Raw genomic sequence first — 13,541 nt, 5'->3', positions numbered from 1 at the left:
CGCTCACCAGCGGGCCGGCCTGTGCCATCCCCGGACGCAGTCGGTCCGGACGACCACCCGGAAGGACGGCGCGCATGACGACGGTCTCGACACCGGTCCGTGTCGGCGGAGACGGCGACGGCAGCGGCCTTCAGGCCGTCCTGCTCGACATGGACGGCACGCTGGTGGACACCGAGGACTTCTGGTGGCAGGCCGAGGTCGACCTGTTCGGAGAACTCGGCCACCGGCTCACCGCCGAGGACCGCACCCACGTGGTCGGCGGACCCATGACCCGCGTCATCGACTACCTGCTCACCCGCACCGGCGCGGCGATCCACCCCGACGACCTCGGCGCCCAGATCAACCGGCGCTTCATCGACCTGCTGGCCGGTGGCGTCCCGCTCATGCCGGGCGCCGAACGCCTGCTGAACACCCTTGCCGCGCACGGCATCCCGGCCGCCCTGGTGTCCGCCTCGCACCGGCACGTCATCGACATCGTGCTGCGCAGCCTGGGCGCGCAGAACTTCGCCTTCACGGTGGCCGGCGACGAGGTGCCGCGCACCAAGCCGTTCCCCGACCCGTACCTGGCCGCCGCCGCCCACCTGGGCGCCGACCCGGCCCGCTGCGTGGTCGTCGAGGACACCCCCACCGGCGTCGCCGCCGCGGAGGCGGCCGGCTGCCCGGTCATCGCCGTCCCGTCCATCGCCACCGTCGAACCCGGCCCCGGCCGCCTGGTGCTGCCCTCGCTCGAACACGTCGACCTGGACGTGCTGCGCACCCTCGCCGGCACCCGGGTGTGACCTTCGTCTCCTCCGTGCGGTTTCCCGGTCTCCCTCCGCGTCCAGTGGTATGCGGACGGTGGCCGACGCCAGGTGTGAAAACGGGCATTGGCTGACAACTCGTCGACTACCGGGGGGTAGCACTCCGCTCGCCGTTCACCCACCGTTCGAACGGTCGGTGATCGACCCGGTGCGATGTGGCACGCTACAGAGCGATCAGACGCCCTCCCGCGCCGCCGCCCACCGCCGTCGACCCCGGCAGGCGGGCGCCCGCGCGGTTGTACCGGCCCGTGCCCGGCCGCCCCATCCCGGCGGCCGGGCGGGGGCTCCTCCGGCGCGAGCCGGCCGCACGCACGAAGGAAGACCACCCCGCATGACTACGCCCAACCGCCTGGCCGTGCTCAGCTGCGCCGCGCTCGTCGTCACCACGGCGGCCGGCTGCGCGTCCGTGGAGAAGGTCGCCAACGGCGGCGACAGCGGCGCCGCGATCACCCTGGGCAGCACCAACGGGACCACCGTGCTGGACCCGGCCGGCGCGTACGACATCGGCTCCTGGCTGGTGCTCAACAACTCCTTCCAGTCGCTGATGGCCTTCCCGCCCGGCGCGACCGTGCCGCAGCCGGACGCCGCCGAGTCCTGCCAGTTCACCGGCAGCGACACGATGACGTACAAGTGCACGCTGAAGTCCGGCCTGAAGTTCACCAACGGGCACCCGGTGACCGCCGAGGACGTCAAGTTCTCGATCGAGCGCACCAAGAAGATCAACGACCCGAGCGGCCCGCTGCCGCTGCTCTCCACCATCAAGTCGGTGGAGGCCTCCGGCGACCTCGACGTCACCTTCCACCTGGAGACGCCCGACGCGGTCTTCCCGGCGAAGCTCGCCTCCCCGGCCGGCGCGATCGTCGACCACCAGGTCTTCCCCGCGGACAAGCTGCTCGCCAACGACAAGCTGGTCGGCTCCGGCCCCTACAAGGTCGACGCCATCGAGAACCGCGGCACCGCGCCCGCCAAGATCACCCTCTCGCCCAACCCGACCTACCGGGGCAGCGCGACCAAGCCCGAGAACAGCAAGTTCTCCGTCCGCTACTACGAGAAGCCCGACGACCTGAAGGCCGCCCTCGACAAGGGCGAGGTGGACATCGCCGACAACGGCCTCGACCCCGCCACCGCCGCCCAGGTCAAGTCCGACTCGCAGGCCGGCAGCGGCAGCCTGAAGGTCGCCGAGAGCGACAGCGCCGAGGCCTTCTACCTGGTCTTCAACACCAAGGACGAGACCGGCGGCAACCAGGCCGTCCGCCAGGCCGTCGCCCAGCTGGTGGACCGCAAGGCGCTCGCCCACGACGTGTACGCCGGCACCGTGCTGCCGCTGTACTCGGTCGTCCCGGCCGGCGTGGTCGGCCACAACACCGCCTTCTTCGACAAGTACGGCGAGCCGGACGTCGCCAAGGCCAAGCGCATCCTGACCGCCGCGCACATCACCACCCCGGTCAAGCTCACCCTGACCTGGTCGCGCTCCCGGGCCGGCGCCGCCGAGCTGGAGAACGTCAAGAAGCAGCTGGACGCCAGCGGCCTGTTCCAGGTGACGGTCCAGCAGGAGCCCGACTGGAAGTCCTTCCTGGCCGGCTGGTCGAACAACAGCTACCAGGCCTACCTGATCGGCTGGACCCCCGACTACGTCGACGCGGACGACTACATCAGCCCGCTGGTGGTCGGCGGCGGCGCGTTCCACAACAACTGGGACAACCCGCAGATCAGCACCAAGCTGGTGCCGGACTCGATCAAGCTCACCGACCGCACCGGCGGCGGCGCCTACGCCCAGATCCAGAACATCCTGGCCGACGCCGTCCCGATGGTCCCGCTGTACCAGAACAAGTCCTTCTACGTGTACAAGGCCGGCGTCACCGGCGTCGACGCCACCGTGGACAACACCAGCCGCTTCCGCTTCTGGCAGATCGGCCGCACCAAGAAGTGACGGCCGCCCGGCAGCCCGACGGCCCGCCACCCCACCGGGGGTGACGGGCCGTCGGCCGTTCCGCGCCTACAGCGCGCCGGGCCGCACCAGGCCGCTCTCGTACGCGTACACCGCCGCCTGCACCCGGTCGCGCAGCTGGAGCTTGGTCAGCACATGCCCGACGTGCGTCTTCACCGTCGTCTCGGAGACGAACAGCTCCGCCGCGATCTCCGCGTTCGACAGCCCGCGGGCCACCAGCCGCAGCACCTCCACCTCACGCTCCGTCAGCACCGTCAGCGCCTGCGGCGGCGCCTCCTCGCCGGACGGCAGCTTGGTGGCGTACATGTCCAGCAGGCGGCGGGTCACCGACGGGGCCAGCATCGCCGCGCCGTCCGCCACCACCCGGATCGCCTGCACCAGCTCCTCCGCCGGCACGTCCTTCAACAGGAAGCCGCTGGCGCCCGCGCGCAGCGCCTCCACCACGTACTCGTCCAGGTCGAAGGTGGTCAGCACCAGCACCTTCGCCGGGCCGCCGCGGTCCGGGCCGGCGATCCGGCGGGTCGCCTCCACGCCGTCCATCCGCGGCATCCGGATGTCCATCAGCACCACGTCCGGCTGCAGCGCGCGGACCTGGTCCAGCGCCTGCTGCCCGTCACCCGCCTCACCGACCACCACCAGATCGGACTCCGCCTCCAGGATCATCCGGAAACCGGTACGGAGCAGCGGCTGGTCGTCCACCAGCAGCACACGGATCGTCACCTACGACTCCTTGCGAGGATTGGTCAGAGAGGCCAGCGGCAGCGGGTACGGCGGGGGAGTGCCGCCGAACTCCGGGCAGCTGGACTTGTGGTCGCACCAGTCGCACAGCCGGTTGCGGGTCGCCGGGAACTCACCGGAGGCCACCGCCGCCGAGATCGCCTCCCACAGCGCCTCCAACTTCCGCTCCACGGCCAGCAGATCGGCCTCGTCCGGGTCGTACGTCACGACGTCCCCGCCGCCGCCTAGGTACACCAGCTGCAGCCGCTTGGGGACCACGCCCCGCCACCGCCACACCACCAGCGCGTAGAACTTCATCTGGAACATCGCCTTGCCCTCGAAGTCCCGCGAGGGCGCCCGGCCGGTCTTGTAGTCCACCAGCCGGACCTCGCCGGACGGCGCGACGTCGACCCGGTCGATGTAGCCGCGCAGCAGCAGGCCCGAGGCCAGCGCGGTCTCCACGTACAGCTCCCGCTCCACCGGGTGCAGCCGGGTCGGGTCCTCCAGCCGGAACCACTTCTCCACCAGCTTCTCGGCGTCGCCCAGCCAGCCCGCCAGCTTCTCCGGCTCGTCCGGGAACAGTTCGGCCAGCTCCGGCCGTTCCCCGAGCAGCCGGTCCCACTGCGGGGCCAGCAGCCCCCGGGCCCGCTCGGGAGTGCGCTCCGCCGGCGGATGGTCGAACAGCCGCTCCAGCACCGCGTGCACCAGCGTCCCCCGGGTCGCCGCCGCACTGGGCGGCTCCGGCAGCCGGTCGATCACCCGCAGCCGGTACAGCAGCGGGCAGGTCATGAAGTCGCCCGCCCGGGACGGCGACAGCCCGGTCGGCGCGGCGGCCGGACGGGCGGCGGGCGTGGGGTCGGTCTGCTGCATGCCCCGACCCTATTGCACCGCACGGACAGCACGGGCGAACGGGTCGAGAAGGTGGGTATGGGAAAGGCAGAGCGGGGTGCGCCGCCGATCCGGGGGAGAGATCACGTAGCGTACGAGGCACCAGAGGGTCGGCGGACGGTGAAGGGAGCACGGTGAACGACACCAAGGGGCGGGCACCCGGGAAGCCGGACTCGCCGAACGGGGCCGAACCGCCCCGGGGCGGCATCCTGATGGGCCGCCCGTTCGGCGTGCCCGTCTACGTCACCCCGTCCTGGTTCCTGGTCGCCGCCCTGATCACCTGGGTCTTCGGCAGCCGCCTCGACGAGGTGCTGCCCGGCCTCGGCGCCGCCCGCTACCTGCTGGCCTTCTCCTTCGCCGTCGCCTTCTACGGCTCCGTGCTGGTCCACGAGCTCGCCCACACCGTGGTGGGCCTGCGCTACAAGCTCGGCGTGCGGCGCATCCAGCTCCAGTTCCTCGGCGGCATCTCCGAGATCGAGAAGGAGGCCGACCGGCCCTGGCGCGAGTTCTGGCTCGCCCTCGTCGGCCCGCTGCTCTCGCTCGTCCTGGCCGGCGCCTTCTGGGCCGGCCTGCGCGCCGTCGAACCCGGCACCGTCCCCGCCGTGCTGCTCGCCGGCCTGATGATCTCCAACCTGGTGGTCGCCGCCTTCAACCTGCTGCCCGGCCTCCCGCTGGACGGCGGCCGGATGCTGCGCGCCGTCGTCTGGGCCGTCACCGGCAACCCCATGAAGGGCACCCTCGCCGCCGTCTGGACCGGCCGCGCCCTCGCCGTCGCCGTGGTCCTCGCCCTCCCCGTGCTCGGCTCCGCGCAGCAGCCGCAGCGCTCCACCGGCGAAGCCATGCTCGACGGCGTGCTCGCCGCCATCCTCGGCTTCATCATCTGGCAGGGCGCCGGCAACGCCCTGCGCAACGCCCGCCTCAAGGAGGTGCTGCCCGGCCTCAAGGTCCGCGACCTCGCCCGCCGCAGCATCGACGTCACCGCCGACACCCCGCTCGGCGAGGCCCTGCGCCGCGCCCACGAGGCGCACGCCGGCGCGATCGTGGTGGTCGACGGCCGCGGCGAGCCCGTCGCCCTGGTCAAGGAGTCCGCGGTCAGCGGCGTCCCCGAGCACCGCCGCCCCTGGATCGCCGTCTCCGCCGTCTCCCGCGACCTCGAACCCGGCCACACCCTCCCCGTCGACCTGGCCGGCGAACAGATCCTCGAAACCCTGCGCCGCGCCCCCGCCAGCGAATACCTGGTGGTGCGCGCCGACGGCACCGTCTACGGCGTGCTCTCCCTCGCCGACCTGGAGCGCCGCCTCGCGTCCGCCCTGCTCGGCCGGCCGACGGTCTGAACCGATCATGTGGTCGGGGCAGCCCTCCGGCTCCCGTAGGATGGCCCCCATGTCCGAACCGACCGGTGCTGCCCGCCGACGCGGGCCCTTCCAGGTCGGGGACCAGGTCCAGCTGACCGACCCCAAGGGCCGCCACTACACGTTCACGCTCCAGGCCGGGAACCAGTTCCACACCCACAAGGGTGCGTTCCCGCACGACGAGCTGATCGGCGCCCCCGAAGGCACGGTCGTCCGCACCACGGGAAACGTCCCGTACCTCGCGCTGCGCCCCCTGCTCCCCGACTACGTCCTCTCCATGCCCCGCGGCGCCGCCGTGATCTACCCCAAGGACGCGGGGCAGATCCTGGCCATGGCCGACATCTTCGCCGGTGCGAGGGTGGTGGAAGCGGGCGTCGGCTCCGGCGCACTCTCCACCTACCTGCTGCGCGCCGTCGGCGACACCGGCATGCTCGCCTCCTACGAGCGGCGCGAGGACTTCGCGGAGATCGCCCGCGGCAACGTCGAACGCTACTTCGGCGGCCCGCACCCCGCGTGGAAGCTCACCGTCGGCGACCTCCAGGACAACCTGGTCGAGACCGACGTCGACCGCGTCATCCTCGACATGCTCGCCCCCTGGGAGTGCCTGGACGTCGCCTCCAAGGCGCTCGTCCCCGGCGGCCTGATCTGCTGCTACGTGGCCACCACCACGCAGATGTCCCGCACCGTCGAGGCGCTGCGCGAACACGGCACCTTCACCGAGCCGCAGGCCTGGGAGACCATGGTCCGCACCTGGCACCTCGAAGGCCTCGCCGTCCGCCCCGACCACCGCATGATCGGCCACACCGGCTTCCTGCTGACGGCCCGTCGCCTGGCCGACGGCGTCGAGCCCCCGCTCCGCCGCCGCCGCCCCGCGAAGGGCGCCTACGGCGAGGACTACGACGCCGCGGAGCCCGAGCTGACGCTCGCCGAGCGGGCCGCGGTCCGCAAGGCCCAGCGAGAGGCTGCCGCGCACGACGGCAGGGACCTGGGCTAGAGCACGACTCGCGCGAGCGGTTGGGCGCGACGACAGGGGCGCGGGGAACCGCGCGAACGGCCGTGCACCGCCGGCAAGGCCGCGACCGGGGGCACGTCATTGCCCGCGGCGCGATCTTGCGGACGGGTGCCTTCCGCTTCGCGCAGCTCCCCGCGCCCCTGTCTTCGCGCCCGCCGGCATTCGCACCCCACCTGCTTCCCGGACCTGCCGTCCGGAGCGCCGCCCCCCGTGTGCGAAGATGCCCGGACGGAGAGGGGAGCGCGGGGTGCACGGACGGTCGGGGTTGAAGCACTGGGTGCTGGTCGCGGCGGGCTGCGCCGCCGTCGTGGGCGGGGCGCTGGGGGCGACCTCGGCGACCGGAGCCGTGGTGACGGCCCGTCAGGCGGACGCCGGGCCGCCGGAGGTGGACCTGGCGAAGGTCCAACTGCCCATGGAGTGCGGGCCCTTCCCGGTCGCGGTGAGCCTGAAGGCGGCCGCGGTGGTGGACGGCAGGGCGCTCGCGGTGCTCGCCGGGCACTGCCAGGCCGACATGGGCACCCCGCCGGACGAGGTGTTCGTGGTGGAGGGCGCCGCCGGCAAGCCGGTCCGGCTGCTCGCGGACCGGGACGGCTACACGCTGACCGAGCTGGCGATCCGCAGCGACGGCTCGATCCGCGGCGCGGCCCGCGGCTACTCCTCCGACGACGTGCCGCGCTTCGCGCCGGACGTCAAGGTCGAACTGGTGTGGACGAGGTCCGCGGCCGGCGGGTGGACGAAGGCGGAGACCCGCGCCCCCGCCCACACCGCCTGACGGGCGGTCAGTCCGCGTCGGGCCCGTAGACCTCGACGCCGTCCGAGGCCCGGCGGACGTGGATGCAGTCGCCCGGGCAGTCCTTCACCGAGTCGACCACGTCCTGAAGGAGCGTCAGCGGGACGGGCACCGTCTCGCCCGGCTGCTGCCGCAACTCGTCGTCCTCGCCCTTCACATACGCGAGTCCGTCGATGTCGAGTTCGAAGACCTCGGGCGCGTACTGCGCGCAGATCCCGTCGCCGGTGCACAGATCCTGGTCGATCCAGACTTCGAGTGCCTCGCCAGTCCCCGCCATTGCCCCTGCCGTTTCTGCTCCGGTTGCCCCGCATTCGGGGACATTCCTGTCACGATACATCCGCGCTGCTTTGAACCGTTGAGGGGTGGGCATCTCCTTGTCAGAGGGGAAGCATGCAGGGCGAACATCGGACACGCCCGATCCATCTTTCTGATCTAGGGGTTTACATGACCCTGGTCCCAGGTAGGTTTGGGTCGTCCAGCTCCCCAGGAGGAGGTGAGGACCGTGGCAGCCAACGATGACGACTACGACCGCAGCGCCGGCAGGCCCGCACGGGGGTCCGACGAGGCCGCGCAGGTCTCCTACCTCGAGCAGGAGATCGCCGTGCTGCGGCGCCGGCTCGCCGATTCTCCGCGCGGCTCAAGGGTGCTTGAGGAGCGGATCGTCGAGCTGCAGACCAACCTGGCCGGTGTGACCGCCCAGAACGAGAGGCTCGTCGCCACCCTGCGCGAGGCCCGCGACCAGATCGTGGCCCTCAAGGAGGAGGTGGACCGGCTCGCCCAGCCGCCCGCCGGATTCGGCGTCTTCCTCGAGCAGAACGAGGACGGCACGGCCGACATCTTCACCGGCGGCCGCAAGCTCCGGGTCAACGTCAGCCCCAGCGTCGAGCTGGACGAGCTGCGCCGCGGCCAGGAGGTGATGCTCAACGAGGCGCTGAACGTCGTCGAGGCGATGGAGTTCGAGCGGATCGGCGAGATCGTCACCCTCAAGGAGCTGCTGGAGGGCGGGGACCGGGCCCTGGTGGTCGGGCACACCGACGAGGAGCGGGTGGTGCGGCTCGCCGAGCCGCTGCGCGAACTGACGCTCCGGGCGGGCGACTCGCTGCTGCTGGAGCCGCGCTCCGGCTACGTGTACGAGGTGGTGCCGAAGTCCGAGGTCGAGGAGCTGGTCCTCGAGGAGGTCCCGGACATCGACTACCGGCAGATCGGCGGCCTGTCCAACCAGATCGAGCAGATCCGGGACGCGGTCGAGCTGCCGTACCTGCACGCCGACCTGTTCAAGGAGTTCGAGCTGCGGCCGCCGAAGGGCGTGCTGCTGTACGGCCCGCCCGGCTGCGGCAAGACGCTGATCGCCAAGGCGGTGGCCAACTCGCTGGCCAAGAAGGTCGCCGAGGTGACCGGCCGGCCGCAGGGCAAGAGCTACTTCCTGAACATCAAGGGCCCCGAGCTGCTCAACAAGTACGTCGGCGAGACCGAGCGGCAGATCCGCCTGGTCTTCCAGCGGGCCCGGGAGAAGGCGAGCGAGGGCACGCCCGTCATCGTCTTCTTCGACGAAATGGAGTCGCTGTTCCGCACCCGCGGCTCCGGCGTCAGCTCGGACGTGGAGAACACCATCGTCCCGCAGCTGCTGGCGGAGATCGACGGCGTGGAGGGCCTGGAGAACGTCATCGTCATCGGCGCCTCCAACCGCGAGGACATGATCGACCCGGCGATCCTGCGGCCCGGCCGCCTGGACGTCAAGATCAAGATCGAGCGGCCGGACGCCGAGGCGGCCAAGGACATCTTCTCCAAGTACCTCAAGGACTCGCTGCCGTTCCACCCCGACGACGTCAAGGAGCACGACGGCTCGGTGCCCGCCACCGTCGCCGCCATGATCCAGTCGGTGGTCGAGCGGATGTACTCGGAGACCGAGGAGAACCGCTTCCTGGAGGTCACCTACGCCAACGGTGACAAGGAAGTGCTGTACTTCAAGGACTTCAACTCCGGCGCGATGATCCAGAACATCGTCGACCGGGCGAAGAAGATGGCCATCAAGGACTTCCTCGACCACGGCCAGCGCGGGCTGCGCGTCTCCCACCTGCTCGCCGCCTGCGTGGACGAGTTCAAGGAGAACGAGGACCTGCCCAACACCACCAACCCGGACGACTGGGCCCGCATCTCCGGCAAGAAGGGCGAGCGGATCGTCTTCATCCGCACCCTCGTCACCGGCAAGCAGGGCGCCGAGTCCGGTCGATCCATCGACACTGTCGCCAACACGGGGCAGTACCTGTAGTACGCGAACCACCCCGTCCGGCTGCGGCGCTCGGCAGGGCTCCGCAGCCGGACGGCGCGTCTGCACCGGCAGTACCGACAGGGTCAGGAGGGCCGCATGACCGTACGGCGCGTGATGGGGATCGAGACCGAGTACGGCATCTCCGTGCCCGGCCACCCCAACGCCAACGCCATGCTCACCTCGTCCCAGATCGTCAACGCGTACGCGGCGGCGATGCACCGGGCGCGTCGCGCCCGCTGGGACTTCGAGGAGGAGAATCCGCTGCGCGACGCCCGGGGCTTCGACCTGGCCCGGGACGTGGCGGACGCCAGCCAGCTCACCGACGAGGACATCGGCCTGGCCAACGTCATCCTCACCAACGGCGCCCGGTTCTACGTCGACCACGCGCACCCCGAGTACTCCTCGCCCGAGGTCACCAACCCGCGGGACGCGGTGCTGTGGGACAAGGCCGGCGAGCGGATCATGGCCGAGGCCGCCGCCCGCGCACTGGAGCTGCCCAACGGGCAGCGGATCCTGCTCTACAAGAACAACACCGACAACAAGGGCGCCTCCTACGGCACCCACGAGAACTACCTGATGCAGCGGGCCACCCCGTTCGCCGACATCGTCCGCCACCTCACCCCGTTCTTCGTCTCCCGCCAGGTGGTGTGCGGGGCGGGCCGGGTCGGCCTCGGGCAGGAGGGCGGCGGGCACGGCTTCCAGATCAGCCAGCGCGCCGACTACTTCGAGGTCGAGGTCGGCCTGGAGACCACCCTCAAGCGCCCCATCATCAACACCCGCGACGAGCCGCACGCCGACGCCGAGAAGTACCGCCGGCTGCACGTCATCATCGGCGACGCGAACCTCTCCGAGATCTCCACCTACCTCAAGCTCGGCACCACCGCCCTGGTCCTGTCGATGATCGAGGACGGCTTCATCGCCGTCGACCTCGCCGTCGACCAGCCGGTGCGCACCCTGCACCGGGTCTCCCACGACCCGGAGCTGAAGCACCTGGTGTCGCTGCGCTCCGGGCGCAAGCTGACCGCGGTCCAGTTGCAGATGGAGTACTGCGAACTGGCCCGCAAGTACGTCGAGGACCGCTACGGGCAGGACGCCGACGACCAGACCATGGACGTGCTGGCCCGCTGGGAGGACGTGCTCGGCCGGCTGGAGCGCGACCCGATGAGCCTGTCCCGGCAGCTCGACTGGGTCGCCAAGAAGGAGATCCTGGAGGGCTACCGCCAGCGCGACGCGCTGAACTGGGACAGCTCCCGCCTGCAACTGGTCGACCTCCAGTACAGCGACGTGCGCGCCGACAAGGGCCTGTACAACCGCCTGGAGGCGCGCGGCCGGATGGAGCGCCTGCTCACCGAGGACGAGGTGCAGCGCGCCGTCTCCCAGCCGCCCGACGACACCCGCGCCTACTTCCGCGGCCGCTGCCTGGAGCAGTACGCCGACCACGTCGCGGCCGCGTCCTGGGACTCCGTCATCTTCGACCTGCCCGGCCACGACAGCCTCCAGCGGGTGCCCACCATGGAGCCGCTGCGCGGCACCCGGGCGCACGTCAAGGAGCTGCTCGACCGGTGCCGCACCGCGGAGGACCTGGTGCGGGTCCTCTCCGGCGGGTAACTTTTCGATCACCACGGGTGAACATTCCCGGACGGGGAATCATTCAGGTGAGCAGCGAGCGTTGAACGAGAACACCGAGCGAGCGGGGTGAGGAAAATGGCGGAGAAGGACACCGGCGGAGGCCAGCAGCGGGCCAGCCGCTCCTCCGAGGAGGTCGAGGAGCAGGCCGCGGAATCTCAGGCCTCGGACGACCTCAAGGAGCGTCAGGAAAAGCTCAGCGACGACGTCGACGCGGTACTCGACGAAATCGACGAAGTGCTGGAATCCAACGCCGAGGATTTCGTGCGCGGATTCGTGCAGAAGGGCGGCGAGTGAGAGGGGGCACCCCCCTTTCACCGGGAAAAGTGCACGGCGAGCGCCGCAGGTGTGCCCTGAGCGCGCCTGCGGCCTCGTCTTCTCCGCGGCCGGTCGCCGCCGGACGGGCCCGTCGCCGAAGGACGTGGATCGGGGCCCCGGAGCGGGTAGGGTCCGGGGCACAACTCCAACTTTGGATCTTCGATCTGGAAGGACACGTGTGGAAGCCAACCTCAGTGGCACCGGGCGTCTACCGGCTGCCTTCCTCACCCCCGGCTCCTCGTCGTTCATCGACTTCCTCGACAGCCACGCACCGCACCTGCTCCCCGGCCGGCGGACCCTCCCGGAGGGCCTGACCGTCGAGGCGCCGCACGGCACCACGATCGTGTCCGCCGTGTTCGACGGCGGTGTGGTGCTGGCCGGCGACCGCCGGGCCACCATGGGCAACGTCATCGCCCAGCGCGACATGGAGAAGGTCTTCCCGGCCGACGAGTACAGCGCGGTCGGCATCGCCGGCACCGCCGGCCTGGCCATCGAGATGGTGCGCCTGTTCCAGCTGGAGCTGGAGCACTACGAGAAGATCGAGGGCACCGTGCTCTCCTTCGAGGGCAAGGCCAACCGGCTCACCACCATGATCCGGTCCAACCTGGCGATGGCGATGCAGGGCCTCGCCGTGGTCCCGGTGTTCGCCGGCTACGACCTCGACCTCGGCCGCGGCCGGATCTTCACCTACGACGTCACCGGCGGCCGCTCCGAGGAGCGGGCGGGCTTCGCCGCCACCGGCTCCGGCTCGGTGTTCGCCCGCGGCGCGATGAAGAAGCTCTACCGGGAGGGGATGACCGCCGAGCAGGCCGCCACCCTCACCGTCCAGGCGCTGTACGACGCCGCCGACGACGACTCGGCGACCGGCGGCCCCGACCTGGCCCGCAAGATCTTCCCGATCGTCACGCTGATCACCGAGGACGGCTTCCGCCGCCTCAGCGAGGAGGAGGTCACCGCGATCGCGGTGTCCATCACCGACCAGCGGCGCGAGCACCCCAACGGCCCGCAGGCCCCGCTTCTCTGAGTCCGCCTCAACCATCCGAAGGGAGACCGGCGGTGTCCACGCCGTTCTACGTCTCGCCCCAGCAGGCCATGGCGGACCGCGCGGAGTACGCCCGCAAGGGCATCGCCCGCGGACGCAGCGTGGTCGTGCTCACCTACGCCGACGGCATCGTCTTCGTCGCGGAGAACACCTCGCGCGCCCTGCACAAGGTCTCCGAGATCTACGACAAGATCGCGTTCGCCGCGGTCGGCCGCTACAACGAGTTCGAGAACCTGCGGATCGGCGGCGTGCGCTACGCCGACCTGCGCGGCTACTCCTACGACCGGGCCGACGTCACCGCCCGCGGCCTGGCCAACGTGTACGCCCAGACCCTCGGCACCATCTTCTCCTCGGTCGGGGAGAAGCCCTACGAGGTCGAGCTGATCGTCGCCGAGGTCGGCCGCACCGGCGACGACGACCAGATCTACCGGCTCACCCCCGACGGCTCGGTGGTGGACGAGAAGAACGCCGTCGTGGTCGGCGGCAACGCCGACTCCATCGGCAACTACCTCGGCCAGCGCCACCGCACCGGCATGACGCTCACCGAGGCGCTCAAGCTCGCCGTCGACGGCCTGGCCCGCGACCCCAACGGCGGCAGCCCGCGCACCCTGACGCCCGAACAGCTGGAGGTCGCGGTCCTCGACCGGCAGCGGACCCAGCAGCGCAAGTTCAAGCGCATCCTGGGCAGCCAGCTGTCCCGGCTGCTCAGCGGCGACGAGAGCGCCGCCGGCGACGAGGACGAAGGCGCCGCCGACACCGAATGACCGCCCCCGGCGGCC

General features: G+C 71.1%; 13 protein-coding genes. 10 read left to right on the top strand and 3 right to left on the bottom strand.

Annotated elements, in window-relative coordinates:
• Nucleotides 1-74 precede the first annotated feature (74 nt).
• Together ACFV1L_RS00785 and ACFV1L_RS00780 are read left to right on the top strand one after the other, a co-directional pair.
• Nucleotides 75-779: an HAD family hydrolase gene (locus ACFV1L_RS00785; protein WP_380361660.1), complete on the top strand. Its 705-nt coding sequence runs from the start codon at nt 75-77 to the stop codon at nt 777-779.
• 352 nt (nt 780-1,131) lie between these two features.
• The gene (locus ACFV1L_RS00780) at nt 1,132-2,730 is read left to right on the top strand and encodes an ABC transporter substrate-binding protein (protein WP_380361658.1); all 1,599 of its coding nucleotides are present in this window, start codon (nt 1,132-1,134) and stop codon (nt 2,728-2,730) included.
• Nucleotides 2,731-2,796: 66 nt separating this feature from the next.
• Here ACFV1L_RS00780 and ACFV1L_RS00775 read toward each other — a convergent pair whose 3' ends face one another.
• Together ACFV1L_RS00775 and ACFV1L_RS00770 are read right to left on the bottom strand one after the other, a co-directional pair.
• On the bottom strand, nt 2,797-3,468 hold the full coding sequence (locus ACFV1L_RS00775; RefSeq protein ID WP_035868805.1) for a response regulator transcription factor: 672 nt from the start codon (nt 3,466-3,468) through the stop codon (nt 2,797-2,799).
• Nucleotides 3,469-4,335 (bottom strand): RecB family exonuclease, encoded by an 867-nt coding sequence (locus ACFV1L_RS00770; RefSeq protein ID WP_380361656.1) that lies wholly within the window; start codon nt 4,333-4,335, stop codon nt 3,469-3,471.
• A 152-nt stretch (nt 4,336-4,487) separates the two neighbouring features.
• On the opposite strand from ACFV1L_RS00770, the gene ACFV1L_RS00765 reads away from it, so the two are divergent.
• The 3 genes from ACFV1L_RS00765 to ACFV1L_RS00755 all read left to right on the top strand — a co-directional run bounded on the left by ACFV1L_RS00765 (nt 4,488) and on the right by ACFV1L_RS00755 (nt 7,489).
• Entirely contained in the window at nt 4,488-5,687 is a 1,200-nt protein-coding gene (locus ACFV1L_RS00765) for a site-2 protease family protein (protein ID WP_380361654.1), read from the top strand.
• A 49-nt stretch (nt 5,688-5,736) separates the two neighbouring features.
• Nucleotides 5,737-6,699 carry a tRNA (adenine-N1)-methyltransferase gene (locus tag ACFV1L_RS00760; protein WP_380361653.1) on the top strand — a complete coding sequence of 321 codons (963 nt, stop codon included), beginning with the start codon at nt 5,737-5,739 and terminating at the stop codon, nt 6,697-6,699.
• Nucleotides 6,700-6,964: 265 nt separating this feature from the next.
• The gene (locus ACFV1L_RS00755) at nt 6,965-7,489 is read left to right on the top strand and encodes a hypothetical protein (protein WP_380361651.1); all 525 of its coding nucleotides are present in this window, start codon (nt 6,965-6,967) and stop codon (nt 7,487-7,489) included.
• 7 nt (nt 7,490-7,496) lie between these two features.
• On the opposite strand, the gene ACFV1L_RS00750 is transcribed toward ACFV1L_RS00755, so the two are convergent.
• The gene (locus ACFV1L_RS00750) at nt 7,497-7,784 is read right to left on the bottom strand and encodes a ferredoxin (RefSeq protein ID WP_380361650.1); all 288 of its coding nucleotides are present in this window, start codon (nt 7,782-7,784) and stop codon (nt 7,497-7,499) included.
• Between the two features lie 225 nt (nt 7,785-8,009).
• Here ACFV1L_RS00750 and arc point away from each other — a divergent pair, with 225 nt between their 5' ends.
• The 5 genes from arc (at nt 8,010) to prcA (ending at nt 13,526) form a co-directional block, all read left to right on the top strand.
• Nucleotides 8,010-9,776: a proteasome ATPase gene (gene arc / locus ACFV1L_RS00745; RefSeq protein WP_380361648.1), complete on the top strand. Its 1,767-nt coding sequence runs from the start codon at nt 8,010-8,012 to the stop codon at nt 9,774-9,776.
• 96 nt (nt 9,777-9,872) lie between these two features.
• Complete coding sequence (gene dop / locus ACFV1L_RS00740; RefSeq protein ID WP_380361646.1) at nt 9,873-11,384, top strand: depupylase/deamidase Dop; 1,512 nt, start codon at nt 9,873-9,875, stop codon at nt 11,382-11,384.
• A gap of 96 nt (nt 11,385-11,480) precedes the next feature.
• On the top strand, nt 11,481-11,699 hold the full coding sequence (locus ACFV1L_RS00735) for a ubiquitin-like protein Pup (RefSeq protein WP_380361644.1): 219 nt from the start codon (nt 11,481-11,483) through the stop codon (nt 11,697-11,699).
• Between the two features lie 199 nt (nt 11,700-11,898).
• Nucleotides 11,899-12,744, top strand: a complete 846-nt coding sequence (prcB, locus tag ACFV1L_RS00730; protein WP_380361642.1) for a proteasome subunit beta — start codon at nt 11,899-11,901, stop codon at nt 12,742-12,744.
• A 32-nt stretch (nt 12,745-12,776) separates the two neighbouring features.
• Nucleotides 12,777-13,526 (top strand): proteasome subunit alpha, encoded by a 750-nt coding sequence (gene prcA, locus ACFV1L_RS00725; protein WP_380361640.1) that lies wholly within the window; start codon nt 12,777-12,779, stop codon nt 13,524-13,526.
• Nucleotides 13,527-13,541: the final 15 nt, after the last annotated feature.

This window comes from Kitasatospora sp. NPDC059646, assembly GCF_042734615.1.
In the GTDB taxonomy this organism is placed as follows: Bacteria; Actinomycetota; Actinomycetes; order Streptomycetales; family Streptomycetaceae; genus Kitasatospora.
The sequence above is the reverse complement of the archived record's forward strand: the minus strand, read 5'-3'. Positions and strand labels throughout refer to the sequence as shown.

Excerpts from the sequence above, each read along its gene's own strand:
- ACFV1L_RS00785 (WP_380361660.1), top strand. The coding sequence starts at position 75 with ATGACGACGGTCTCGACACCGGTCCGTGTCGGCGGAGACGGCGACGGC.
- ACFV1L_RS00780 (WP_380361658.1), top strand. The coding sequence starts at position 1,132 with ATGACTACGCCCAACCGCCTGGCCGTGCTCAGCTGCGCCGCGCTCGTC.
- ACFV1L_RS00770 (WP_380361656.1), bottom strand. The coding sequence starts at position 4,335 with ATGCAGCAGACCGACCCCACGCCCGCCGCCCGTCCGGCCGCCGCGCCG.
- ACFV1L_RS00760 (WP_380361653.1), top strand. The coding sequence starts at position 5,737 with ATGTCCGAACCGACCGGTGCTGCCCGCCGACGCGGGCCCTTCCAGGTC.
- ACFV1L_RS00750 (WP_380361650.1), bottom strand. The coding sequence starts at position 7,784 with ATGGCGGGGACTGGCGAGGCACTCGAAGTCTGGATCGACCAGGATCTG.
- dop (WP_380361646.1), top strand. The coding sequence starts at position 9,873 with ATGACCGTACGGCGCGTGATGGGGATCGAGACCGAGTACGGCATCTCC.
- ACFV1L_RS00735 (WP_380361644.1), top strand. The coding sequence starts at position 11,481 with ATGGCGGAGAAGGACACCGGCGGAGGCCAGCAGCGGGCCAGCCGCTCC.